This window comes from Providencia sp. Je.9.19 (assembly GCF_051129765.1).
In the GTDB taxonomy this organism is placed as follows: domain Bacteria; phylum Pseudomonadota; class Gammaproteobacteria; order Enterobacterales; family Enterobacteriaceae; genus Providencia.
This window is the reverse complement of sequence record NZ_JBCPSS010000002.1, coordinates 607,185-631,198: the sequence shown is the minus strand read 5'-3', so window position 1 is coordinate 631,198 and position 24,014 is coordinate 607,185. Positions and strand designations below refer to the sequence as shown.

Genomic DNA, 24,014 nt, shown 5'->3' with positions numbered 1-24,014 from the left:
AATATTATTTATACCCTAACTTATTCTATTCACTATAACTATTCTAAATAATTTAAGTTGTAAGAAGGCGGCAAATGAAGCTATCCCAAGGAGCACACATCAGTATGTAACTTGGGTTGCTAAAAGCAGCCAACGAACTTACAGCTTAAAGTATGACGAGTAATTTGAAGTATGACGAGTAATTAGTTAAATATCTGCCAATTAGCACACACTTCCCTAAGATTAATTGTTATTTAAAACAGATTCATCCATTTTTCATAAAGTTTTTGATAATTGAGCTGTAACCACTGAATTGCGATTACCGTTGCTGCGTTATCAATCGTACCATTTTCAACCCACTTATAAGCTTGCTCACGGCTGACCACATGTACTCGAATATCTTCATTTTCAGTCTTCAAGCCATGAATACCGTTAGCTTTCGTACTATCTACCTCACCGATATAAACATGCATACGCTCGGTAGTGCCGCCTGGACTAGAAAGATAGCTAAGCGCTTTTTCAGCGCGCCCTATTGTTAAACCGGCTTCTTCAATAGATTCACGGCGAATGACATCTTCTGCTGATTCATTCAGTTCAATCATACCGGCCACTGCTTCAAGTAGCCAAGGTGTCTCGCTCGTCTCGATGGCAGGCAAACGAATTTGCTCAATTAAAACAACACTATCAGTTTTAGGGTCATAGGGTAAAACAACGCCTGCGTGCCCGCGTTCGAAAACTTCCCGTGTTATCTCATTACTCCATGAACCTTCAAATAATCGATGGCGAAAACGATATTCAGTCATTTGAAAAAAACCATTAAATAATTTACGCTTAGATATTATCTCAATATCTTTTTTACCATATTTAACAGGTGATTCTGTTTTATCTACCATCATGTTCTCCTGAGATCTTAATTTCCTGATTAAGGAAAAATTGTGGATTAAAACAGTTTTTGAGGTTTTTTAACCTCAAATGAGGTAATGTTTAAACTATTAAGACAAAATGGCACAAAAGGCTACCGTTATCATAAGCGATCCTCTGTTACAATGAGCGCCATTATTCATATATATGAGCAACAATAAGCCTATTTATTATTGTCTCTAAAACTGTTGATATTATAGGAGTAATAATTAACTCCTATAATATCAGTAGCAACTATCAAACATCATGATAGATTTAGACAACAGGCTCAACATAATTTGCTGTTTAATCAAGGAATCCAAATGAAGAAACTGCTTCCCCTCTTTATTGCAATGAGTTTTGTGGGTCTCAGTGCCAATAGCTATTCAGAAGATTTACTACAGGTTTACCAAAAATCGAAAGAAAGTAACCCTGAGCTCAGAAAAACATTAGCAGAACGTAACCAAGCTTTTGAGAAAATTAATGAAGCGCGTAGCCCATTATTACCGCAATTAGGCTTAGGTGCTGGTGCTACCTATGGTAGCGGCTATCGTGATGCAAGAAATACAGAAAGTAATGGTCTAAATGCATCATTAAAATTATCTCAAACCGTTTTTGATATGTCTAAATGGCGTCAACTGACCCTGCAAGAAAAAACAGCAGGCATTTCTGATGTAACTTATCAAACTGGTCAACAACAACTTATTTTAGATACAGCAACCGCGTATTTTAACGTGTTGAAAGCTATTGATGCTTTATCTTATATTGAAGCAAATAAAGAAGCTGTTTATCGCCAATTAGACCAAACAACTCAACGCTTTAATGTCGGTTTAGCAGCAATTACTGACGTGCAAAACGCCCGTGCTAACTATGATAGCGTTATCGCTCAAGAAGTTGCTGGCCGTAATGACTTAGAAAATGCGGTAGAAAAATTACGCCAAGTCAGTGGTGTTTATTACGTACAACTTGCATCACTGAATATCGATCGTTTTAAAACAACTGATCCTGATAACGTTGATGTGATTTTGAAAGAAGCAGAAGAGCGTAACCTTAGTTTGCTCAGTGCGCGTTTAGCGCAAGATGTTTCGCGTGAAAATATTCGTTTAGCTGAAACAGGCCATATGCCAACGGTAAGTCTTGATGCTTCAACGAGTGTCACCAATACGAATAACCACGGTAGCGGCTACGACAACTTATCTAATAGCGCACGAAACAGTTATAACGGTCAAAATAGTATCGGCTTAACCTTGAGTGTACCTATTTACTCAGGCGGCGCGACTAGTTCACAAGTTGAACAAGCACAGTACGGTTTCCAAGGTGCAAGTGAGCAACTTGAAAGCATTTATCGTAATGTTATTCAGCTCGTCCGTTCATCTTATAACAACATTTCATCATCTATCAGTAGCATCAACGCCTATAAACAGGTGGTTGTTTCTGCTCAGAGCTCTTTAGATGCAATGGAAGCCAGTTATCAAGTGGGAACCCGTACGATTGTTGATGTATTAACAGCGACGACTGCGCTTTATCAAGCAAAACAAAGCCTATCTAACGCACGTTATGACTACATGATTAACCAACTGAATATTGAATTTGCTCGCGGTACATTGAACGAAGAAGATATTGCTCGTCTCAATGCAAGCTTAGGCAAAGAAATTTCAACTGCGCCAAATAGTATTATTCGTAATATTGATGCGCCAAAAATTCAATAATCTTGAATTAATGAAAAATAACCCGCTAAATTTGCGGGTTATTTTTTATCTGAAATCCATCACATACTATCTAATACGATAAAAATGCGGTAAAAATCATGTTTTAACGATATTAGATCCGTTACCTTAGTTTTCAACCACTCTTTTTATAAAATTCAGCCAATTCCCAACTAGCTAATCATCTCGACACATCAAAACTCAGCATTGATTAATTAACTGATTTAAAACAAAAATAATAAATTCATTAGCCGAGTTATGAGAATTAAACACTAAAAAATGGCATAAATTTATAAAAATGATAACTTCGCCCTATTTATACTATATTTCTGCTTTAATTTTCAGCGTATTTCACCTATCCTAGAGTGAGGAAATTAACATCTTACTTTTATTCAGGGCAATTACCATGACCATGAAGCGCACCAAAAATATTAATCAAAACGCCTTCCGTAAGTCTTGGCGTTCATATCGTTTAGCGCCTGTCGCTGTAGCGGTCAGTGCTGTATTTATGCTTTCAGCCTGTGAAGAAAGCGACGAAACAGTATCTCTGTATACTAACGCTCAAGATTGTAGCCAAGCAAATCCATCGCAAGCTGAGCAATGTACAATTGCTTATAATAATGCTTTGCAAGAAGCAGCAAAAACCGCGCCTAAATATGCAACTCAAGCAGACTGTATTGCTGAGTTTGGTGAATCAATGTGTACCCAAGCACCCGCTCAAGCAGGTATTGCAGGAACTAGCTCAACAAATGGCGAGCAAACTGCACAAGCTCAAAGTGGCGGCGGCAGCATGTGGATGCCATTAATGATGGGCTACATGATGGGTCGTATGATGGGCGGTGGCGCTGCATCTCAACCACTATTTAGTTCCAAAAACCCAGCGAGCCCAGCCAATGGTAAATTTGTTGACTCAACAGGTAAAAGCTATGGTTCTGCAACTGCCGGTGGCCGTTCAATCAGTGTACCAAAAACAGCTATGGCACCTAAACCGCCAACAACTTCAACAGTCACTCGTGGTGGGTTTGGTGATAGCGTGAATAAGCAAGCAATGGCTCAACGTTCTTCTTCATCTTCAAAATCAACCTCTTCCCGTTCAATGGGTGGTTGATAAGTAATGAAACGCGTCCCTATTGTTGAGCGCCCTAATTGGCGTGAAAAAGCGTCTGAGTTTGGTTTTGAATTTCACACTATGTATGGCGAACCATACTGGTCTGAAGATGCCTACTATCAATTCACCACCGCTCAAATTGAAGAGCTTGAAGATGCAACCACTGAGTTGCATCAAATGTGCTTGAAAGTTGTTGAGCGCGTGGTTGAAAGCGATGAACTACTTGCTCGTTTTCAAATTCCTAAGCATTGCTGGGAGTTCGTACGTAGCTCTTGGAAAAGTGAGCAACCATCACTGTACTCAAGACTTGATCTCGCCTATGACGGTGTAAATCCACCTAAATTGCTTGAGAACAATGCAGATACGCCAACCTCTTTGTATGAATCTGCATTTTTTCAATGGATCTGGTTAGAAGATCAAATTGAAGCCGGAAAACTGCCTGAAAACGCCGATCAATTTAACAGTATTCAAGAACAGTTGATCGAACGCTTTACTCAGTTAAAAGATCAATACGGTTTTCGTCTTCTGCATATGTCTTGTTGCCGTGATACGGATGAAGACAGAGGCACCGTACAATACTTGCAAGATTGTGCTAATGAAGCAGGCGTCGCGACTGAATTTTTATATATTGATGAAATTGGTCTTGGCGAAAAAGGTGAGTTCTCCGATACACAAGATCAGGTTATCAGTAACCTGTTCAAGTTATATCCTTGGGAATTTATGCTAAGAGAAATTTTCTCAACCAAATTGCAAGATGCTGGCGTTCGCTGGTTAGAACCTGCATGGAAGAGTATTATTTCCAATAAAGCGCTATTACCGATGCTATGGGAAATGTTCCCAGATCACCCTAACCTGCTAGCAGCTTATTTCGCTGATGGTAGTAAACCTGAACTCGATAGTTATGTCATTAAGCCACTTTTTTCTCGTGAAGGGGCGAATATCAAAATTATCGAACACGGCAAAGAAATTGCAGCTGTCGATGGTCCATATGGTGAAGAAGGTATGATTATTCAGCAATTCCATCCACTTCCTCAATTTGAAGGTAGTTACACTTTAGTCGGAAGCTGGCTCGTGAATGATCAAGCCGCAGGGATCTGTATTCGTGAAGATAAAGAATTGATCACTCAAGATTTATCGCGTTTTTACCCACACACGATCATCGACTAAGACTCAAGCAATAAATATCTCTAGCCCAAAAAACAGAATAGATCTGTATTTGGGCTTTTTTATGCACTTTTTATATGAATTTCACCCATTTTGCTATGCCACTTCTAAATCATTTAACTTTCGAACTAGCACTACGCAAATCCATCTTAAAGAAACTTTTTCTTACTTTTTAGATTTTGTATCCAAAGAGATAAGAGCACTCTCTCAATAATTCAAGTTTCGAGTTAACCCGATATGAATTTACCTTAAAGAAAGTTTTCTTGTTTTTTTAGACTTTCCATCTAAAAAGTTCGAAGTGTTCCCTAAATAATTCGAGTTACAGGTAGGCGGCAAGCGAAGCTATCCCGATGAGCATACATAAGTATGTGATTCGGGTAGCTTTGTGTAGCCAACACCCCTGTAGCTCGAAGTATGACGGGAACTATATCAACAAAGAACTAGCCGATAACAACAGACATCATACTCAACGACCCCGAAACCACCCCCTCGATAGGAACTGAAATAGGCTCACTGCCATCCCAAGTCCCTAAGATTGGTAGAATCGGTAAAAAATGCTCTGGCGATGGATTAGACAACTTACCATCTTCACGATCTAAAGCTTTGCTCAATGGATGTGGTTTTTCATGGCTATTCAAATTATCATAAACAAACCGTTCAAATGTAAGTGCCCAAGGATAAGGTTCGGCAGCTGAATTTTGCCAATTCATCGCTCTTAAATTATGCACCACATTACCACTCCCCATAATTAGCACGCCTTCATCTCTTAGACTTGAGAGCTTTTGACCTAACTCATGGTGCCAAGCTGCGGGCTTCGAGCCATCAATACTCAATTGCACAACTGGGATGTCCGCTTGCGGATACATACGGACTAAAATTTCCCACGTTCCATGATCTAAACCCCATTCAGTTTTATCTAAAAAAATATCTTGTGGAGCTAATATCTCTGCTACTCGCTTAGCCAGTTCAGGAGAGCCTGGCGCAGGATACTGAATTTGATAGAGCTCATCAGGAAAGCCACCAAAATCATGAATTGTTTTAGGTTTTTGCATTGCCGTAATAGCAGTTCCATTGGTATACCAGTGCGCCGAAATCACCAAAATAGCGTTTGGTCTTGGTAACGTTTTGCCCAATTCTTCCCATGCTTTGGTGTATGGATTATCTGCAACCGCATTCATTGGGCTGCCGTGACCAATAAAAACAGCAGGCATTCTATTTGTGTGTTCAGAGGTATTGATTGACATGATAATTAAACTCCACTCAAAAGTGATTCTATTATCAGCATACGCTTTTTAGCGTGAAACACAGTGGGGTAATTATGAGTATGATCATCAAAAAAATTGAAAAGGCCACAAAGGTGTGCAACTTCGTGGCCTAGCGCTATATGCTTAACGTATTAATTGACTAACTTATCCTGCTTTTTTAGCTAGTTGCTCACGGTAATTAACGAGATCTTCAATCGTCACAACCGTTAAACCGTGCTCTCTTCCGAAAGCAACAACTTCAGGTGTGCGAGCCATTGAACCATCTTCATTCGTCAATTCACACAAGACACCCGCCGGTTTGAAACCTGCCATTGTTGCCAAATCAATTGATGCTTCCGTATGACCGCGGCGCGCCAACACACCACCTTCACGTCCACGTAATGGAAATACGTGTCCAGGGCGGTTAATATCTGCCGGCACTGCATTGTCTGCGATAGCGGTATGGATAGTCGTGGTACGATCCGCCGCAGAAACGCCCGTTGTAACCCCTTTCGCAGCTTCAATCGTGACAGTAAATGCAGTTTGGTTTTGGCTAGTGTTATTTTCCACCATCATAGGGATATCAAGTTGTTTGCGACGTTCTTCGGTAATACATAAGCAAACAATCCCGCTGCTATAGCGAATAGTAAATGCCATTTGTTCCGTCGTCATTGTTTCGGCAGCAAAAATAAGGTCGCCTTCGTTCTCACGATCTTCATCATCAAGAACAAGAATACCCTTACCTTGGCGTAGTGCTTCTATAGCATTTTCAACACGTTCGTTCGGGTTACCGAATTCTGAAAGTAGCGTCTGATTCATGGTAAAAACCTCTTAAAAATGTAAATTATTTAGTTACCAGAATCAGGGCAGTCTTAGGAGTACGAGAAATGATGAATAGATAAATGAGCCATCGCCATTTATAAATTCAGGTATGCAGAACAATATTGTGCTAAATAGCACAAACATGCAGATACAGTTAATTCTCTCCCATCCGGACTATAACCGTCGGCTCCAGATTTACACTGGATCTGCTGACCTTTACCACCAAAATGATAAAGCGCTCGCGGGCTTCATGCTCGATGCATGTTACCGCCGGTGGGGACTTACACCCCGCCCTGAGATAAACGCAATTAATATAGCGCCAATATTTCGACTGTGCAACGATGAAAATCAATATTGGAGAATCACTCACATTTTTCGTCAATAAAAATGAATGACTTAGTCGATAATGAGCGAAACCAACACTACCTCAACCAGAACTATGATGCGTAAAGGGAATAAAGAGGTTTATTGATTGCCCTGCAAGTATTAAACTACTGAAAACCTTTTTACTAAAAATTTAAGGACCCGCGAATGCTCGATCCGAAAAAACTTGAACAAGTTGCACGTCAAATCCAAGGCGCTTTACCACAAGGTGTCCGTGATTTAGGTGAAGACTTTGATAAAAAACTACGCTCACTATTACAATCACAACTTGGCAAACTTGATTTAGTCAGTAGAGAAGAATTCGATATTCAGACTCAAGTTTTATTGCGTACTCGTGAAAAACTCATGCAAATGGAACAGCGCGTTAGTGCACTGGAAGCACGTTTTAATGACGATAACGTGACCGAAGAAAAGTAAGCTCATTAATTGACGGGTAAAGTGATTTCAATTAATGAGTCACTTTATTTGAAAAATTCAAATAGATATTTAGCTATAAAACTATTTAAGCTATATTCATATGTATTTGAGGGTTTATAAAATATAAAGAAAAATATTTTTTCTCTTTTTAATTATCTTAAAAAATAACGTCTATATTGAGATTACATTTCGTGCCGTAATTCCCATTAAGCCTCAGATAATAAAAACACTAAAAAACAAATAATAATCAATTTGTTAGCTGTAATTTAAAATATCTCTTTATTATCTATTTAATCCTTATAATGTGTATTCACAATATTATTTTTTTAATCAATAGGTAAAAGCTATTTTATCAATCGATTAAACCAATGGCTATCTTTGATAAAAATCAAATCTAATTATATTAATTTATCCATTATAGGGTGTTGTCTATAAATTAATTAAAAATAATTAACCGCAATATCTCAAGGATAGTGTAATGAAAAAACTTACTCGTATTACGGTTGCCATCGTATTTTTGCTTTTATTTGGTTATTTCGGATTATCGGGCTATGTCTGGTATCATGATAATCAACGAAAGCTTAATAACGACATTCCCGCTTCAACGCTAGCGGAAAATACTCAAATCCTAAATTTTTTTAATGAAAAAGGATGTGATTACTGCCATACCCCGTCAACTGAATTACCCGCCTATGCATCGTTCCCAATCGCTAAGCAATTAATGGATTATGATATTCAACTTGGCTATAAATCCTTTAATCTTGAAACTGCTCGCGCAGCACTAATATCTGGGACAGCGGTTCCACAAAGTGAGCTAAATAAAATTGAATGGGTTATGCAAAATCATACAATGCCCCCTACTCGCTATGTCGCTCTTCACTGGGCAAGCAGTGTAAGTGATGAGGAACGCGCTAATTTACTTAGCTGGATAGCAAACCAGCGCAAACAGTATTATGCAAGTGCGGATACGGCAAAAGAGCACCTTAATGAACCCATTCAGCCCATTCCACAATCAATCGAAGTAGACGAACAAAAAGTTGCTCTTGGCTTTCGTCTTTATCATGACTCACGCTTATCAGGAGACAGCACAATATCCTGCGCGCACTGCCATGCATTGAATGCAGGGGGAGTTGATGGTCGTAAAACATCCATTGGTGTTGGTGGCGCAGTAGGACCAATCAATGCACCAACCGTCTTTAATTCCACATTTAATGTTGAACAATTTTGGGATGGAAGAGCTCCAACCTTACAAGTACAAGCCGGTGGCCCACCATTAAATCCAATTGAGATGGCATCTAAATCTTGGGATGAAATCATAAGTAAATTAGATAAAGATACCGTTTTAAAACAAGATTTTAATATCGTTTATCCTGAAGGATTTACGGGAGATACCATCACTGATGCGATTGCTGAATTTGAAAAAACATTAATTACGCCGAACTCCCCATTTGATAACTGGCTACGGGGTGATGAAAATGCGTTAACTGCTCAACAAAAACAAGGTTATCAGCTATTTAAGGAAAATAAATGTGCAACATGCCATGGTGGCGTGATCCTTGGCGGTCGCTCTTTTGAACCTCTCGGTCTGAAAAAAGACTTTGAATTTGGTGAATTACACCCGGCAGATATTGGTCGTATGAATGTGACCTCAGATGAGCGGGACAAGCTTCGCCAAAAAGTCCCTACTTTGCGTAATATTGCCTTAACAGCACCTTACTTTCACCGTGGTGATGTCGCCACAATGGATGAAGCTGTCAAATTAATGCTACGTTATCAAGTTGGTACTGAACTGCCTCAAAAAGATGTCGATGACATTGTGTCCTTCCTTGAGAGCCTAACGGGTGTATACACCCCGTATGTGCAACAAAGTAAAGCACACTAGCCTTTGATACTCATTAAATAATGTATAGCACCACAAACCATCAGCGTGGTGCTATTTTTTAAATTGTCATTAGTCATTTCTATCATCGTCTTTTCCATGGCGTAATTTTGGTTACACGCAAAAAAAAGCCCAATTTTGGCATCACACCAAGATTAGGCTCTATTAACAACCATCATTAATCCAAATTAATTAGCTTGTTTTCATGATGTTTTTAATAATATTTGTGGTGGAAATACCATCTTCAAAATTAAGTACCATAACCTCACCACCTGCTGCCCAAACCTCTACACTACCCGCGATATCTTCTGGGCGGTAATCACCACCTTTGACTAAAATATCAGGCAAAATTTCAGCAATTAAACGTTGCGGGGTATCTTCTTCAAACGGTACAACCCAATCGACGGCACCGAGAGCACCAAGCACAATCATACGCTGCTCTAATGGGTTAACCGGACGCGTTTCACCTTTCAAACGACGGGTTGAAGCATCACTGTTAACCGCCACAATTAACCTATCACCGAGCTTACGGGCATTGGCTAAATAAGAAACATGACCAGCGTGAAGAATATCAAAGCAGCCATTTGTCATAACTACGCGCTCACCACGCTGCCTAGCATTTGCAACCGCGAGCTTTAATTGATTTTCATCCATCACACCAAAACCGTTATCCGCTCGACCTCTGATGGCATTTTCAAGCTCAATAGGTGAAACCGTTGAAGTACCGAGTTTACCCACCACAACACCCGCTGCCGCATTGGCTAATGCGCAGGCCTCATGCAATGGGCGGCCTGAAGCGATTGATGCCGCTAATACGCCAATAACCGTATCGCCAGCACCAGTTACATCAAAGACTTCTTGTGCTTCTGTTGGCAGGTGTAAAGGCGCTTCGTCACGACGAATTAGACTCATGCCTTGTTCAGAGCGAGTAATTAACAATGCGGTCAAATCTAAAGATTCAAGCAATTGCATGCCTTTTTCTTCCACATCTTGATTATCTTTACAGCGACCCACAATTGCCTCGAACTCAGTCATATTAGGCGTCAATAATGTGGCACCGCGGTAGCGCTCAAAATTATTTCCTTTCGGATCAATCAAGACAGGCACACCCGCTTTATTCGCTAACGCTATCATTTTTTCAACTTGCGTTAGTGCGCCTTTCGCATAATCAGAAAGCACTAGTGCGCCAATATGCGGTAACGCTTGTTCAATGCGCTCTAACATTGGCTGAGCGTCTACGTTTTCAAAACCTTCTTCAAAATCCAATCGAATTAATTGTTGGTTACGCGATAAAACACGCAATTTAGTAATGGTTGGATGAGTAGGAATAGCTACAAAGTCACAACGAACTTTGACTGTATTTAAGGTCTCAGTCAGTGCTTTCGCCGCATCATCAATGCCAGTCAGCCCAACAAGGCGTGAATTTGCACCTAATGAAGCAATATTCATCGCTACGTTTGCCGCGCCGCCAGGACGCTCTTCAACCATTGTCACTTTAACAACCGGAACAGGAGCTTCTGGTGAGATCCGATTAGTCGGCCCATGCCAATAACGGTCTAACATGACATCACCAACAACTAGTACACCTGCTTGTTTATAATCAGGAAGTGTTACTTTCATCCCGTACTCCAGTTTTAAAAGAAATCTGATAATGAATAGCGCCAATATTAGCATATTGGATAATATCAGCTACAACTCAAATTGTTTAGGATATTAACCCGTCATACCTCAAGATATTGGCCCTAAATAGCGAGCCCAACTCTCAAGCACTAATTTTCTTTCATTTGAAAAACGGCCAATATCTACACGACTAGGAAGCGATTGCAACGATAAATGGTGAAGCTCATCACGTAGAGTGACATAGGCATGCGTTAATGCATCCGCTTCATCTTGAGGCATCAAATCATTTTTCGCCATTAACTCAAAAATACGTACATTATCTGACCACTTTGTTAAGACATCCTTCTTTGATGCAAAACGTAATACCAAATATTGTGCGATAAACTCAATATCCGTAATGCCGCCTGGGTCCGCTTTTAAATCAAATAAACTCTGTTCATGGCTGCCTAAATGCTGATGCATTTTCAAGCGCATATCACGCACTTGTTGGCGTAATACATCGGGGTCACGCACGGTACAAAGTGTTTCATGACGAATTTGATTAAATTTTTGCTGTAGCTGCGTATCCCCAAATACCATCCGCGCACGGATCAAAGCTTGATGCTCCCACGTCCATGCTTCATTTTGTTGATATTCGCCAAAAGATTGGATAGTACTCACCAACATACCTGACTCGCCAGAAGGTCTTAAACGTGCATCAACCTCATATAAAACACCCGAAGTCGTTCTAGTACTAAAAAGATGAATTATTCGTTGCGCGACACGTAAATAAAACTGCCATGCATCGATAGAGCGTTCCCCGTTAGTCACGACGTTTATTGGGCAATCAAAAATGAAAACTAAATCAAGATCAGAACTATAACCCAGCTCCCATCCCCCAAGTTTCCCATAACCTAATACCGCAAAACCATATTGTTTTTCATCTTGTTGCAATAAATGAGTTGGTTCGCCATAGCGTTTTGCCATTTTCTGCCATGCTTGATGCACAACAGCATCAATAATAGCTTCTGCCAAATAAGTCAGATGATCGCTTACTTTCATCACAGGTAAAACGCCAGAAATATCTTCTGCTGCAATGCGCAAAAGTTGAGCCTGCTTAAATTGACGTAATGCCTCGAGCTGCTGTTCTTCATCATCTTCTGGCACACGCATTAAATATTGACGCAATTCATCACGATAAGATGTTAAAGGTAAAGGTTGATATAAAGATTGAGGATCAAGAAGTTCATCGAGTAATAATGGATGCTGAGCCAATTGTTCGGCTATCATTGGTGAAGCCGCACATAAGCGGATCACATGAGTTAGCACCTCATCAAACTCAAGCATCAGTTCAAGGTAAGTGGTTCTACTAACAATACTGAGTAGCAATGGAGTCATCCGCTCAATGACCTGCCCTGCATCATCTCTCTCACCCACTTTGGCGAGCAATTTTGGCATTAATTCATCAAGCACATCACGACCTCTCGGGCCTATTGTGCGTTTATTCAAATCATGACGAAACATCAAAATGGCATGAATAATTTTTTGTGCAATCTCTTCATCTGCTGACGGCAAATATGTTGCAAGTTCTTCTTTAGATAATTCACTTTGCCAAAGGGTGATATAAATTTCATCACAAGTATTGGTATCGTCGGCTTCATCATCTTGACCGATTTGCTCAGTAAAAATATGATGCACTGCGGCCATTTTTTGCGTCAAAGCTTGATAAAATGCGTGCCAATCGGTAAAACCCATTCCCCACGCAATTCGAGTTTGATTCAAATTATCGTCTGGTAAGGTTTGTGTTTGTTGATCGTCAATACTTTGCAGCAAATTTTCAACACGACGCAAGAAAATGTAGCTATCTTCTAAGATAACTACCTGTTCATCGGGTAAAAGAGTTAAATCACGAATAGCTTGTAATGTAGCAAATAAAGATTGGGATTGTAAAACAGGTTCTCGGCCACCCCGTATCAACTGAAATACTTGAGAAATAAATTCAACTTCACGGATACCACCTGCGCCTAATTTAATATTATTCACTAAACCACGGCGTCTGACTTCCCGTTCAATCATATTTTTCATATTACGCAAAGATTGAATAACACTGAAATCAATATATCGACGGTAAACAAAAGGGCGTAATAACTTACGTAAGCTATCCGCATAATGCAGGCTATCAGGCCCCATAATGCATGCTTTAACCATCGCATAACGTTCCCAGTCCCTCCCCTGCTCTTGGTAGTAATCTTCAAGTGCAGAAAAGCTGAACACCAGTGGCCCGCTATCACCAAACGGTCGCAAGCGCATATCGACTCGATAAACAAAGCCCTGAGCAGTCACTTGATCTAACACACGAATAAGTTTTTGACCTAATCGCGTAAAAAACTGTGCATTATCAAGTTCTTTACGTCCCCCTCGCGTCACTCCATTTTCTGGATAAGCAAAGATCAAATCAATGTCAGATGAAAAATTAAGTTCTCGCCCACCCAATTTACCCATTCCAAGAACGAGTAAAATTTGCGGATAACCTTCACTATCACAAGGTGTACCCCACGATTGGCAGCACTCGTGATACAACCAGTCTCTAGCCGCGACGATTAAAGCTTCGGCGAGTTCACTAAGCTGTTGAATTGTCTCTTTTTGCGAACATGTTTCTAATGTTTGCATCCAGGCAATACGCACCAATACTTGATGACGAAAAGTGCGTAATACCTGCATTAGATGTTCTTCATTCGAAACAGATAATACATCCTCTTTCAACCAATCGGCATAATGTTGCCACTCATCTGCTTGAGGTGGTTGAACACGAATTTGTAGCAAAAAACGTGAATGAGCCAGTACCTGTTTAAGCGCAAAATCACTAAACGATAAAAAGTGAAGTTCTTGCTCACTGAGCGGCAGTAACTCGCTCGCTTGTTCTGTTAACTGACTTAAAATACGTTGACTATTATTTTGCAGCAACTGAGGAAAAGGATGCATTTCATCAATACCTTATGGAACATCTGAATAAGTTAAGGCGATCAACCATTGTATAAATGCTAATTTACATTTTAGCCAAGGACTACTATAGCAAAAGGTATCGGCACTCATACTTTCATCAGCCACATTTAAGCGCAGTTGCTCAAGGGGAGTGTCATGAATAAAGTGCGGAGCTGAATTTTGATAATGAATTAAAAAAGCCTGAACAAAACGTAAAAACTCTTCTAACCCTTGCCTTGCATGATTACCATCCGCTAACCAATAAGTTTCATGCTGTTGGCACAGCAACTGCATGCGTGTTAATGACTGTTCTAATGGTTGTTGTTCATAATCAAACACTGCGTCAGGCGGAGTTAATGGCGCAACTTCGGGAGAAAGCAGCGAATAACCACGAGCCGCTTTACTGATTGAAGAAAGATGCAGGCCATCAATATCTGCCAACTTTTTAGCTAAATTAAGCACATCGGCGACAAAACCTTTTTTCAGTTCTAGTTCAAACTCTTGTATAGGAAGATCTTTCGAACCGGCAGATATAGTGCCTTGGTCAAAAACAATTTCAATTTCACTGTCTTCAAAAGTAGTTAACCACTTTTCACGTACAAAATTAGTGCTAAATAAAATCTCTAGTTGTGTTTGTAACGCTTGAATATCTGTGTCTTCTGGCCAGATCTCAGCCGGAAAAGCGGCCAGATCAAGCTCAGGGGAATCTATATCAACATTATATTCAGGACGCTGATGCAACCCACTAATAACTTGACCGGCTGTCTTAATGGTCATTTCATAGTGTCCATCATAGCCACGAATTCGCAGCCCCATATCCCATTGACGTAATTGCCTTTCTTTCGTATCAAAATAAATATTTGTCAATTTACTGGGTTCGATATGCTGATGAGAAAGTGCCGATACACACTGGCGAACAGCATCAATAGCAGAACTCTTTGCATCTAATTTGAGTTCAACTTCTATATGGCTCATATATTTCCTTATTTGACAATTTCACTGCCTTCATATTACCCCAATCAGAGTTGCCTGAGAAAACAAACTGCACAGAAACCAAAAATTCTACACTTTCACCTTCTTGTAGAGGGTTATATTGATATCCGTACTAAAAAATGTCTTATTTAGTGAGTTAAGATAGTTCTCATTCTTTACAAACATTTAGTGTTAAGCATTTGCACACGCACACTTAACTCATTAGTATTTGAATAATATAAAATCCATTCACCTAAAAAAAGATACTAAACACCATGCGAAAAATTCCATTATTATTAATTTCAATCATGGGGCTAGGCCTATCAGTTAGCGCTCACGCAGCAGAAAAGCGTTATGTATCAGATGAGTTATCAACTTATGTCCATAGTGGCCCAGGGACTAAATATCGCATTGTTGGTACGCTCAATGCTGGAGAACCTGTTGAACTTATCTCAACAGATGACAAATTTGCTCAAGTCAAAGATGAAAAAGGGAGAACAGTTTGGCTTCCTATTGAGCAATTAAATAATACGCCGAGTATGAAAATACGTATTCCAGAACTTGAAGCTGAAAATCAAAAACTTCGTCAACAATTAGATAATATCGATAATACTTGGAATACGCGTACTGCCAATATGCAGCAAAGCGTTGCCGATAACGATAGCATCGTTAAACAGTTAAAAGCTGAAAATGAAAAATTAAAAAACGAGTTAATTAAAGCAGGCAAAAAGCTCGAAATTGTCGAAGTTAACCTTGATGACCGTCGTCGCGAACTGATCTTACAGTGGTTTATGTATGGCGGTGGCGTTGCAGGTGTTGGCCTTATTTTTGGTTTGATTTTACCTCATATTATTCCACGTCGTAAAAAACGTCATGACCGTTGGATGAATTAAGATAATGAAAGTTTATCTCGTTGGTGGTGCAGTACGAGACCAACTACTTGGGTTGCCTATTTCAGATAGAGATTATGTGGTGGTCGGCACCACACCTGAAGCTATGTTAGCGCAAGGGTTTCAGCAAGTCGGAAAAGATTTTCCTGTTTTTTTGCACCCAAAAACGCATGAAGAGTATGCGTTAGCAAGAACAGAGCGGAAAATTGGCACAGGTTATACCGGATTTAGTTGCTATAGCGCACCAGATGTCACTATTGAAGATGATTTATTACGTCGAGATCTGACAATTAATGCGATTGCGCAAGACGACTCAGGTGAACTTGTTGATCCCTATCATGGCGTTGATGATTTAAACAATCGTCTACTACGCCACGTTTCAGCGGCTTTTGCCGAAGATCCATTACGTGTATTACGCGTCGCTCGCTTTGCAGCACGTTACCAAGAACAAGGGTTTAGCATTGCGCCAGAAACTATGGCGTTAATGCAATCGATCACTATTTCAGGTGAGTTATCGTACTTAACTGCCGAACGAGTCTGGACAGAAACACAAAAGGCATTAATGTCGAACTCACCTCAAGTGTACTTTGATGTTTTACGCCAATGTGGTGCTCTTGCGGTCCTTTTTCCTGAAATAGATAACCTGTTTGGCGTTCCTGCGCCGGAAAAATGGCATCCTGAGATTGACACAGGAATTCATACACTGATGGTGATGAAAATAGTGGCAAGTTTATCTCAAGATATCGATATCCGTTTTGCCGCGCTATGCCATGACGTGGGTAAAGCGCTAACGCCTAAAAATATCTGGCCGAGCCATCCAAATCACGGTGAAGCAGGTATCCCGCTAATCGAGCAACTTTGCGAAAGGTTAAAAGTGCCTACCAATGCGCGTGATCTTGCCCGCCTTAGCGCGCGCTATCATGATAAAGTCCATGTTATCGATAAGCTGAGCGCGGTTAACTTAATTCAGTTGTTTGATGGCTTAGATAGTTGGCGAAAACCTGAACGCGTGTTGCAATTAAGTATCATCAGTGAGGCCGATGCTCGAGGAAGAAAAGGCCTTGAGCAACAAGCTTACCCACAAGCTGAGTTTCTACGCCAAGCCTTTAACGTTGCACAAAGTGTCAATGTAAAACCGATTGTTGAGCAAGGTTTCCAAGGTCCGCAGATTAGAGATGAATTAACGCGTCAGCGAATTGAAAAAGTTGCAAACTGGCAGCAACAGCAGCAAATATTAAAAATGAAGCTATAGCGCTTGGCGATACTGGCGGTAGAATGCCGCCAGTCATTTTTTAAGCCGTTTTCGTGCCTCTTTCGATTATAACCCCAACTTGAAGTGCCCGAGCGACAGCACCCGGTTTGGCGACTTTAATTCGAACCCAAGGACATTGAAATTGATTAAGCAAAAGTTGAGCAACTTCTTCAGCAACTCGTTCTACTAGTCCGAATTTATTTTTCCCAACATGATTAATTATCGCATTGCTAACTTGCGCATAATCTAGACAGTATTCTACATTATCGCTCATTGACGCGCGTTTATTATCCCATCCCATTTCGATATCGAGCACTAGCTTTTGTTCAATATCTTGTTCCCAGTCATATACACCAATGGTGGTAATGATTGATAATTGTTCAATAAATACGATATCCATCACGTCATTTTCTCGTTTCTATGCTGAATTGATACCACTTCTGGAAAAATATGCGTATTATCCAAGACTGAAGTGAATATATGGCCTTAACCGTTTTGGAGTTAGCTATGAGTGCAACCGCGCTTGGCATGATAATCTTCGCCTACCTTTGTGGATCAGTTTCCAGTGCGATACTGATCTGCCGTTTAGCAAGACTACCTGATCCGAGTCAACACGGCTCAGGAAATCCTGGTGCAACTAACGTATTACGTGTCGGTGGTAAAGCTGCCGCTGCCGCAGTACTTATTTGCGACGTGTTAAAAGGGATGATACCTGTTTGGCTAGCTTACTATTTAAATGTGCAACCATTCTATCTTGGCTTTGTCGCAATTGCAGCCTGCCTAGGCCATATTTATCCGGTTTTCTTTCATTTTAAAGGTGGTAAGGGCGTTGCAACAGCATTCGGCTCAATCGCTGCCATTGGCTGGGATCTCTCAGGCTTGATTGCGGGGACTTGGCTACTAACGGTTCTTCTTAGCGGTTATTCATCACTGGGAGCCATCGTAAGCGCACTGCTAGCCCCTTTCTATGTTTGGTGGTTCAAACCAGAGTTCACCTTCCCTGTGGCGATGCTTTCTTGTTTAGTTCTCGTACGTCACCACGCCAATATACAGCGTTTATGGCGCGGACAAGAAAGTCGTATTTGGCAAAAATTGAAAAATAAAAAGCAAAAAACAAACAAAGAAATTGCTCAAGAAGTCAAAGATCAGGAACAAGACGATTAATTCTCGGAATTGGGCTGAGCTTTCAGCCTAATTTTTAACGCCTATTGCCCATGTTATTCTCCCATCCTTTTTCCTCTCTACAAAAAGTCATGAAGAACAAAAGTGATATATCTACCCTTAAAACTGTATGAACAGCAGATCGTGCTATCGCACCTATTTATCATAGGTAGCGCACATTTTTAAAAAAAAGTTAAATAATTGCAAATTTATTACTAATGAATATTTACAAGCTGTCGACTATATAGAAGCAAAATAAAACCATACCCTAAATAATTCGAGTTACAGATAGTCGGAAAATGAATGTTCCTGATGAATTTTACGTCAATCTCTGACCATGAAGTCCAAAGGACGTCCTTTAGCGAGAACCGACACTCTGTTACTTCAAAAATGGTGGGTATAACATAATGGTAATAACATGAGCAGAACTCTTTATATCACTCAAAACGAACATATCTTAGATGAAGATATAACATTAATGACGACAAGTGACTTACAAGGAAACATAGTCCATGCCAATGATTTCTTTGTTCAAGTTAGTGGTTATGAATTAAACGAATTACTCCATAAACCTCACAATATTATTCGCCATCCTGATATGCCAAAAGAAGCATTTGCTGATATGTGGTCAACTTTAAAAAAAGGAGAACCATGGACTGGCATCGTCAAAAACAGACGTAAAAATGGTGACCATTATTGGGTAAGAGCAAACATCATTCCCATGGAAAGGCAGGGTGTAATTACAGGCTATATGTCAATTCGAATCCGCGCTACTCGCCAAGAAATCGCCGCCGTAGAACCTCTTTATGCCGCCATGTGTGACAATAGATGCAGTAAAAAAATCTACAAAGGTATTGTACTGGCCAAAAATAGATTATTTCATTGTTCAACCATATCCACTCGTTGGCGAATTCGCTTGTTAATGGCTTTATTGTTTATTGTGTGGATTTCGATGGCAGCAGCCATTGGGATGCGCGAGATGCCCTTAATCACCTCGAGCATTTGTACATTCTTGACGCTAATAATCGGTAGTTTGGCTATTGAACGAACAATCGCAAAACCTATCGAAAATATCACAGCACAAGCACTCAATGTGGCAAAAGGTGAACGCAATAGTATTGACCATATGAATCGTGTAGATGAAATAGGCCTACTTTTACGTGCAATTGGTCAACTTGGCTTAATTTGTCGTTGGCTAATCAATGATGTTTCTGAACAGGTCGATAATGTACGTAAAGGCAGCGAATCCATTGTCAGTGATTGCGGTAAACTCGATAGCCATACACTAAAAACGGTAGGTTATATGCAGCAAACGGTCGCCACCATGAATCAAATGACGGTATCCGTTAAAATGAATGCTGATAATACAACTCAGGTAGATAAGCTTTCAAATCAAACCAGTGAAACCGCTCTCAGCGGTGGCGCTATCATGGAAGAAGTCGTCAATACCATGGATGATATTGTACATAGCACCAGTAAAATAAACTCGATTACGGATGTGATTAAAGATATTGCTTTTCAAACCAATATACTGGCTCTTAATGCTGCTGTAGAGGCCGCACGAGCCGGAGAACAAGGGAGAGGCTTTGCTGTCGTCGCCAAAGAAGTTCGCAGCCTTGCTAGCCGAAGTGCCAGTGCGGTTAACGATATTCGAGAACTGATTACCGATTGCGAAAAGAAAGTTAACTCAGGAAAGGTACAAGTCAATACCGCAGGCAGCACAATGAAAGATATTGTGAATCAAGTGCAAAATGTTACCCAGCTAATTACCCATATTAGTCATGCGACTTCTGAACAAGCCGTAGGATTATCAGACATTACACAAGCCGTTAGTGAGTTGGAATCCATTACTCAGCAAAGTACGATGTTAGTAGAGCAAAGTACTCAGACATCCAATATGGTCAAAAATCGTGCTATTCGCCTTGAAGATGCAGTGACGATTTTACATTAATCACACATTCAATTTTTGTAACTAAAAATTTGTCATTAAAAAAGAGCTGATTTCAGCTCTTTTATTCAAAAATGAATTACGTCTTATTTTTCGAGAGGAGGAAGTTCAGCGAGAGGCCAACGTGGGCGCACGGTCACCGCAAGTCCTGTCGTTGAACCGCCTTTAAGACGGATCAAACCGGCCAATGCAATCATTGCGCCATTATCAGTACAAAACTCAGGGCGTGCATAGAAAACTTCGCCTCCACGTTGTTTAAGTACAGTTTCCATTTTTGCACGTAAAGCACGATTTGCACTTACGCCGCCAGCCATCACCAAGCGCTTGAATCCCGTTTGTTCAAGTGCACGCTTACATTTAATTGCTAATGTATCAACGACAGCGTCTTCAAATGCTCTCGCAATATCAGCGCGTGTTTGCGGGTCATCGGCATTATTACGAATGGTATTTGCGGCAAATGTTTTTAATCCTGAAAAACTAAAATCAAGACCTGGTCTGTCTGTCATTGGTCGTGGGAATACAAATCGCCCTTCTACACCTTGTTGCGCCATACGCGACAACACTGGCCCGCCAGGATAATCTAATCCAAGAAGTTTGGCCGTTTTATCAAAAGCTTCACCGGCAGCATCATCAATCGATTCGCCCAGTAACTCATATTCACCAATTCCAGTCACACTAATAAGCTGGGTATGACCACCTGAAACGAGTAGTGCAACAAAAGGAAATTCTGGCGTTTTATCTTCAAGCATTGGCGCCAATAAATGACCTTCCATATGATGAACTGCCACCGCAGGCACATTCCATGCAAATGCTAAAGAACGCCCAACAGTTGCGCCAACCATCAATGCACCGACAAGTCCAGGACCTGCGGTATAAGCCACCGCATCGATATCAGCACGCGTTAAATTGGCTTCTTTAAGTGCAGCTTGGATTAACGGCACTGTTTTACGAATATGATCGCGAGAAGCCAATTCAGGAACAACACCACCGTAGTCTGCGTGGACTTTAATTTGGCTGTATAATTGATTAGCTAACAGACCTAGTTTATCATCATAGATTGCGATCCCGGTTTCATCGCAAGAAGTTTCAATACCTAAAACGCGCATGACACTACCCTTGTATATTACATCTGTTCGAGTTTATCATTAAATTTGGACTATCGTGTAATTAATGTTGGCATAAAGGCTGACTTTCCCTGTTGTATAGTCTATAATCAACACCCTGTAATAAAAATTTCGTGTGGCTAATTCTCATTATTATTTGGTTTTGCTTGTTTTTTCAACGAAACAGCAGAAAAACAGATAATCTTGCGTGATTCAATTTTATACGGCACTTTACAAACCCGTACTCATTGAAGTAAAATTCCGCACCATTTTAAATGAAGGCTGGTGAACCAATACCAGCAACAAACCGATTTCTATTGAGGTGAGAGGCACATGCCGGTAATTAAAGTACGTGAAAACGAGCCATTCGACGTTGCACTACGTCGTTTCAAACGTTCTTGTGAAAAAGCAGGAGTTTTAGCAGAAGTTCGTCGTCGTGAATTCTATGAAAAACCAACGACTGAGCGTAAACGCGCTAAAGCATCTGCAGTTAAGCGTCATGCTAAGAAACTGGCTCGCGAAAACGCACGCCGTACTCGCCTGTATTAGTATCTCTCGGTCGCGATACTAATCGCAACCATTACAGGCAGTATTAGTAAGCAGTTAAAGGCCGTGCTTTCCGAAAGGAAGCGCGGCTTATTATCGTTCATCAACAGGCGAAAAAGAGGCTTATGGCTGGACGAATTCCGCGTTCATTTATCAATGACTTGTTAGCAAGAACAGATATCATTGATTTAATCGATGCAAAAGTCCCGTTAAAAAAACAGGGTAAAAACCATCACGCTTGCTGTCCGTTCCACAATGAAAAAACACCATCATTTACTGTTAATGGTGAAAGACAATTTTATTATTGTTTTGGTTGTGGTGCTCATGGTAATGCCATCGATTTCTTAATGAATTACGACAAACTTGATTTTGTCGAAGCAATAGAAGAGTTGTCATCATCACACGGTCTTGATGTTCCATACGAAACAGGAACAGGAGCAAGCCAAATTGAACTACATCAACGACAAAATCTTTATCAGTTGATGGAGAAAATTAATCAGTTTTACTGCGCTGCCTTAAATCATCCAACGGCAAATAAAGCCAAAGATTATTTAAGCCAACGTGGTTTAAGTGCAGATATTATTGCGCATTTTTCCATAGGTTTTGCCCCTCCGGGCTGGGATAATTTGCTCAAAAAATTTGCAGTTAATCCCGAAAGCCGTCAGCAACTTGATGCTGCTGGTATGTTAGTGACTAATGATAAAGGCCGCACATATGATCGTTTTAGAGAACGAGTCATGTTCCCAATCAGGGATAGACGTGGTCGTGTTATCGCTTTTGGTGGTCGTGTATTAGGTGACGCATTACCTAAATACTTAAACTCACCAGAAACTGACATATTTCATAAAGGCCGCCAATTATTTGGTCTATATGAAGCAACAAAAAATAGTAATGAACTAACAAAGTTACTTGTCGTCGAAGGCTATATGGACGTTGTGGCACTTGCTCAGTATGACATCCGCTATGCGGTCGCCTCACTAGGCACTTCAACAACGTCAGAACATATCCAATTATTATATCGCTCAACGGACACTGTAATTTGCTGTTATGACGGAGACCGAGCAGGAAGAGAAGCTGCATGGCGCGCCCTTGAAACGGCACTTCCTTATCTAAGTGATGGTCGCCAACTACGTTTTATGTTTTTACCTGATGGCGAAGACCCTGATACATTGGTACGTAAAGAAGGTAAAGAGGCTTTTGAGCAACGAATGCAAAATGCCCATACCTTATCAACGTTCTTATTTGATTCACTGGTTCCTCAGGTTGATTTAACCATACCTGAAGGGAGAGCAAAATTTAGTAAACTTGCTATCCCATTGATAAAGCAGATACCAGGTGAAACTCTGCGCCTTTATATGGCTCAAGAATTAGGAAATTTTATTGGTATACCGGATATTTCTCAAGTTCTTGCTATGATTGATAGAGAGACTACTGAGCAACCAAACTATCAGGCGCCAACATTAAAACCAACGACAATGCGAATATTAATCGCACTGTTGGTACAAAATCCGAACCTTTCGGAACTTGTTCCCTCATTAGAGGGAATAGCCCATATACAAATGCCGGGGCTTTCACTATTTCAGGAATTGGTTGATGTTTGCCGTTCCAACCCCGGAATGACCACAGGGCAACTGCTAGAGCGCTATCGCGATAATAAATATGCATCACAGCTTGAAAAACTAGCAACTTGGAACGATATAGAGATAGAGGAGATAGCGGAAAATACATTTATAGATGCGCTAAACCATCTATTTAATAGCGCACTCGATGAACGTTTCAACTATCTAATAGCAAAAGAACGAACACAAAAACTGACCTCGGAAGAGCGTAAAGAAGTCAGCTTGATAACGCTTTCTCGAATGAAAACGTAAATATAACCCAGAATTAGTATACTAAACGGCTTAAGTGCCGCATAAAACAAGGCTGATGCCTTAAATGCTACGAAATATAAAGGGCGT

Annotated in this window: 19 protein-coding genes and 1 riboswitch; of the genes, 11 read left to right on the top strand and 8 right to left on the bottom strand. The window is 40.5% G+C overall.

Annotated features, from left to right (window positions below; all coding sequences use genetic code 11):
- Window positions 1-233: 233 nt before the first annotated feature.
- Entirely contained in the window at window positions 234-872 is a 639-nt protein-coding gene (nudF, locus tag AAZR93_RS12115; RefSeq protein WP_434719939.1) for an ADP-ribose diphosphatase, read from the bottom strand.
- A gap of 330 nt (window positions 873-1,202) precedes the next feature.
- Here nudF and tolC point away from each other — a divergent pair, with 330 nt between their 5' ends.
- The 3 genes from tolC to AAZR93_RS12100 all read left to right on the top strand — a co-directional run bounded on the left by tolC (window position 1,203) and on the right by AAZR93_RS12100 (window position 4,860).
- Entirely contained in the window at window positions 1,203-2,588 is a 1,386-nt protein-coding gene (tolC, locus tag AAZR93_RS12110) for an outer membrane channel protein TolC (RefSeq protein ID WP_294106774.1), read from the top strand.
- A gap of 403 nt (window positions 2,589-2,991) precedes the next feature.
- Window positions 2,992-3,693: a DUF1190 family protein gene (locus AAZR93_RS12105; RefSeq protein WP_336430461.1), complete on the top strand. Its 702-nt coding sequence runs from the start codon at window positions 2,992-2,994 to the stop codon at window positions 3,691-3,693.
- Between the two features lie 6 nt (window positions 3,694-3,699).
- On the top strand, window positions 3,700-4,860 hold the full coding sequence (locus tag AAZR93_RS12100) for a glutathionylspermidine synthase family protein (protein ID WP_434719938.1): 1,161 nt from the start codon (window positions 3,700-3,702) through the stop codon (window positions 4,858-4,860).
- 437 nt (window positions 4,861-5,297) lie between these two features.
- On the opposite strand, the gene ygiD is transcribed toward AAZR93_RS12100, so the two are convergent.
- Window positions 5,298-6,101: a 4,5-DOPA dioxygenase extradiol gene (gene ygiD / locus AAZR93_RS12095; RefSeq protein ID WP_294106768.1), complete on the bottom strand. Its 804-nt coding sequence runs from the start codon at window positions 6,099-6,101 to the stop codon at window positions 5,298-5,300.
- A gap of 165 nt (window positions 6,102-6,266) precedes the next feature.
- Complete coding sequence (gene ribB, locus AAZR93_RS12090) at window positions 6,267-6,920, bottom strand: 3,4-dihydroxy-2-butanone-4-phosphate synthase (RefSeq protein WP_294106766.1); 654 nt, start codon at window positions 6,918-6,920, stop codon at window positions 6,267-6,269.
- 156 nt (window positions 6,921-7,076) lie between these two features.
- Window positions 7,077-7,228: riboswitch (FMN riboswitch) on the bottom strand.
- 226 nt (window positions 7,229-7,454) lie between these two features.
- Between ribB and ubiK the strand changes: the two genes are divergently transcribed.
- A complete protein-coding gene (gene ubiK / locus AAZR93_RS12085; RefSeq protein WP_294106764.1) occupies window positions 7,455-7,724 on the top strand; it encodes a ubiquinone biosynthesis accessory factor UbiK in 270 nt (89 codons plus the stop codon).
- 478 nt (window positions 7,725-8,202) lie between these two features.
- A complete protein-coding gene (locus AAZR93_RS12080; protein ID WP_294106762.1) occupies window positions 8,203-9,606 on the top strand; it encodes a cytochrome-c peroxidase in 1,404 nt (467 codons plus the stop codon).
- Between the two features lie 189 nt (window positions 9,607-9,795).
- Here the strand turns inward: AAZR93_RS12080 and hldE are convergent, their stop codons facing one another.
- From hldE to AAZR93_RS12065, 3 genes are all read right to left on the bottom strand, one after another.
- Window positions 9,796-11,223: a bifunctional D-glycero-beta-D-manno-heptose-7-phosphate kinase/D-glycero-beta-D-manno-heptose 1-phosphate adenylyltransferase HldE gene (hldE, locus tag AAZR93_RS12075; protein WP_294106760.1), complete on the bottom strand. Its 1,428-nt coding sequence runs from the start codon at window positions 11,221-11,223 to the stop codon at window positions 9,796-9,798.
- Window positions 11,224-11,331: 108 nt separating this feature from the next.
- On the bottom strand, window positions 11,332-14,184 hold the full coding sequence (glnE, locus tag AAZR93_RS12070) for a bifunctional [glutamate--ammonia ligase]-adenylyl-L-tyrosine phosphorylase/[glutamate--ammonia-ligase] adenylyltransferase (RefSeq protein ID WP_434719937.1): 2,853 nt from the start codon (window positions 14,182-14,184) through the stop codon (window positions 11,332-11,334).
- Between the two features lie 12 nt (window positions 14,185-14,196).
- Window positions 14,197-15,159 (bottom strand): inorganic triphosphatase, encoded by a 963-nt coding sequence (locus tag AAZR93_RS12065; RefSeq protein WP_434719936.1) that lies wholly within the window; start codon window positions 15,157-15,159, stop codon window positions 14,197-14,199.
- A gap of 272 nt (window positions 15,160-15,431) precedes the next feature.
- Here AAZR93_RS12065 and AAZR93_RS12060 point away from each other — a divergent pair, with 272 nt between their 5' ends.
- On the top strand, window positions 15,432-16,049 hold the full coding sequence (locus AAZR93_RS12060) for a TIGR04211 family SH3 domain-containing protein (protein ID WP_294106754.1): 618 nt from the start codon (window positions 15,432-15,434) through the stop codon (window positions 16,047-16,049).
- Window positions 16,050-16,053: 4 nt separating this feature from the next.
- Window positions 16,054-17,298, top strand: a complete 1,245-nt coding sequence (locus AAZR93_RS12055; RefSeq protein ID WP_294106752.1) for a multifunctional CCA addition/repair protein — start codon at window positions 16,054-16,056, stop codon at window positions 17,296-17,298.
- Window positions 17,299-17,338: 40 nt separating this feature from the next.
- On the opposite strand, the gene folB is transcribed toward AAZR93_RS12055, so the two are convergent.
- A complete protein-coding gene (folB, locus tag AAZR93_RS12050) occupies window positions 17,339-17,698 on the bottom strand; it encodes a bifunctional dihydroneopterin aldolase/7,8-dihydroneopterin epimerase (protein WP_294106748.1) in 360 nt (119 codons plus the stop codon).
- A gap of 107 nt (window positions 17,699-17,805) precedes the next feature.
- Between folB and plsY the strand changes: the two genes are divergently transcribed.
- Together plsY and AAZR93_RS12040 are read left to right on the top strand one after the other, a co-directional pair.
- Entirely contained in the window at window positions 17,806-18,462 is a 657-nt protein-coding gene (gene plsY / locus AAZR93_RS12045; protein ID WP_294106745.1) for a glycerol-3-phosphate 1-O-acyltransferase PlsY, read from the top strand.
- Window positions 18,463-18,877: 415 nt separating this feature from the next.
- Complete coding sequence (locus AAZR93_RS12040; protein WP_434719935.1) at window positions 18,878-20,410, top strand: methyl-accepting chemotaxis protein; 1,533 nt, start codon at window positions 18,878-18,880, stop codon at window positions 20,408-20,410.
- A gap of 83 nt (window positions 20,411-20,493) precedes the next feature.
- Here AAZR93_RS12040 and tsaD read toward each other — a convergent pair whose 3' ends face one another.
- Window positions 20,494-21,513 (bottom strand): tRNA (adenosine(37)-N6)-threonylcarbamoyltransferase complex transferase subunit TsaD, encoded by a 1,020-nt coding sequence (gene tsaD, locus AAZR93_RS12035; protein ID WP_294106741.1) that lies wholly within the window; start codon window positions 21,511-21,513, stop codon window positions 20,494-20,496.
- Between the two features lie 330 nt (window positions 21,514-21,843).
- Between tsaD and rpsU the strand changes: the two genes are divergently transcribed.
- The gene (gene rpsU / locus AAZR93_RS12030; protein WP_001144069.1) at window positions 21,844-22,059 is read left to right on the top strand and encodes a 30S ribosomal protein S21; all 216 of its coding nucleotides are present in this window, start codon (window positions 21,844-21,846) and stop codon (window positions 22,057-22,059) included.
- Window positions 22,060-22,181: 122 nt separating this feature from the next.
- Window positions 22,182-23,927 (top strand): DNA primase, encoded by a 1,746-nt coding sequence (gene dnaG, locus AAZR93_RS12025; RefSeq protein WP_434719934.1) that lies wholly within the window; start codon window positions 22,182-22,184, stop codon window positions 23,925-23,927.
- The last annotated feature ends 87 nt before the right edge of the window (window positions 23,928-24,014 follow it).

Coding starts and splice junctions, on each gene's coding strand:
- nudF (WP_434719939.1), bottom strand. CDS start 872: ATGGTAGATAAAACAGAATCACCTGTTAAATATGGTAAAAAAGATATT.
- tolC (WP_294106774.1), top strand. CDS start 1,203: ATGAAGAAACTGCTTCCCCTCTTTATTGCAATGAGTTTTGTGGGTCTC.
- AAZR93_RS12105 (WP_336430461.1), top strand. CDS start 2,992: ATGACCATGAAGCGCACCAAAAATATTAATCAAAACGCCTTCCGTAAG.
- AAZR93_RS12100 (WP_434719938.1), top strand. CDS start 3,700: ATGAAACGCGTCCCTATTGTTGAGCGCCCTAATTGGCGTGAAAAAGCG.
- ygiD (WP_294106768.1), bottom strand. CDS start 6,101: ATGTCAATCAATACCTCTGAACACACAAATAGAATGCCTGCTGTTTTT.
- ribB (WP_294106766.1), bottom strand. CDS start 6,920: ATGAATCAGACGCTACTTTCAGAATTCGGTAACCCGAACGAACGTGTT.
- ubiK (WP_294106764.1), top strand. CDS start 7,455: ATGCTCGATCCGAAAAAACTTGAACAAGTTGCACGTCAAATCCAAGGC.
- AAZR93_RS12080 (WP_294106762.1), top strand. CDS start 8,203: ATGAAAAAACTTACTCGTATTACGGTTGCCATCGTATTTTTGCTTTTA.
- hldE (WP_294106760.1), bottom strand. CDS start 11,223: ATGAAAGTAACACTTCCTGATTATAAACAAGCAGGTGTACTAGTTGTT.
- glnE (WP_434719937.1), bottom strand. CDS start 14,184: ATGCATCCTTTTCCTCAGTTGCTGCAAAATAATAGTCAACGTATTTTA.
- AAZR93_RS12065 (WP_434719936.1), bottom strand. CDS start 15,159: ATGAGCCATATAGAAGTTGAACTCAAATTAGATGCAAAGAGTTCTGCT.
- AAZR93_RS12060 (WP_294106754.1), top strand. CDS start 15,432: ATGCGAAAAATTCCATTATTATTAATTTCAATCATGGGGCTAGGCCTA.
- AAZR93_RS12055 (WP_294106752.1), top strand. CDS start 16,054: ATGAAAGTTTATCTCGTTGGTGGTGCAGTACGAGACCAACTACTTGGG.
- folB (WP_294106748.1), bottom strand. CDS start 17,698: ATGGATATCGTATTTATTGAACAATTATCAATCATTACCACCATTGGT.
- plsY (WP_294106745.1), top strand. CDS start 17,806: ATGAGTGCAACCGCGCTTGGCATGATAATCTTCGCCTACCTTTGTGGA.
- AAZR93_RS12040 (WP_434719935.1), top strand. CDS start 18,878: ATGAGCAGAACTCTTTATATCACTCAAAACGAACATATCTTAGATGAA.
- tsaD (WP_294106741.1), bottom strand. CDS start 21,513: ATGCGCGTTTTAGGTATTGAAACTTCTTGCGATGAAACCGGGATCGCA.
- rpsU (WP_001144069.1), top strand. CDS start 21,844: ATGCCGGTAATTAAAGTACGTGAAAACGAGCCATTCGACGTTGCACTA.
- dnaG (WP_434719934.1), top strand. CDS start 22,182: ATGGCTGGACGAATTCCGCGTTCATTTATCAATGACTTGTTAGCAAGA.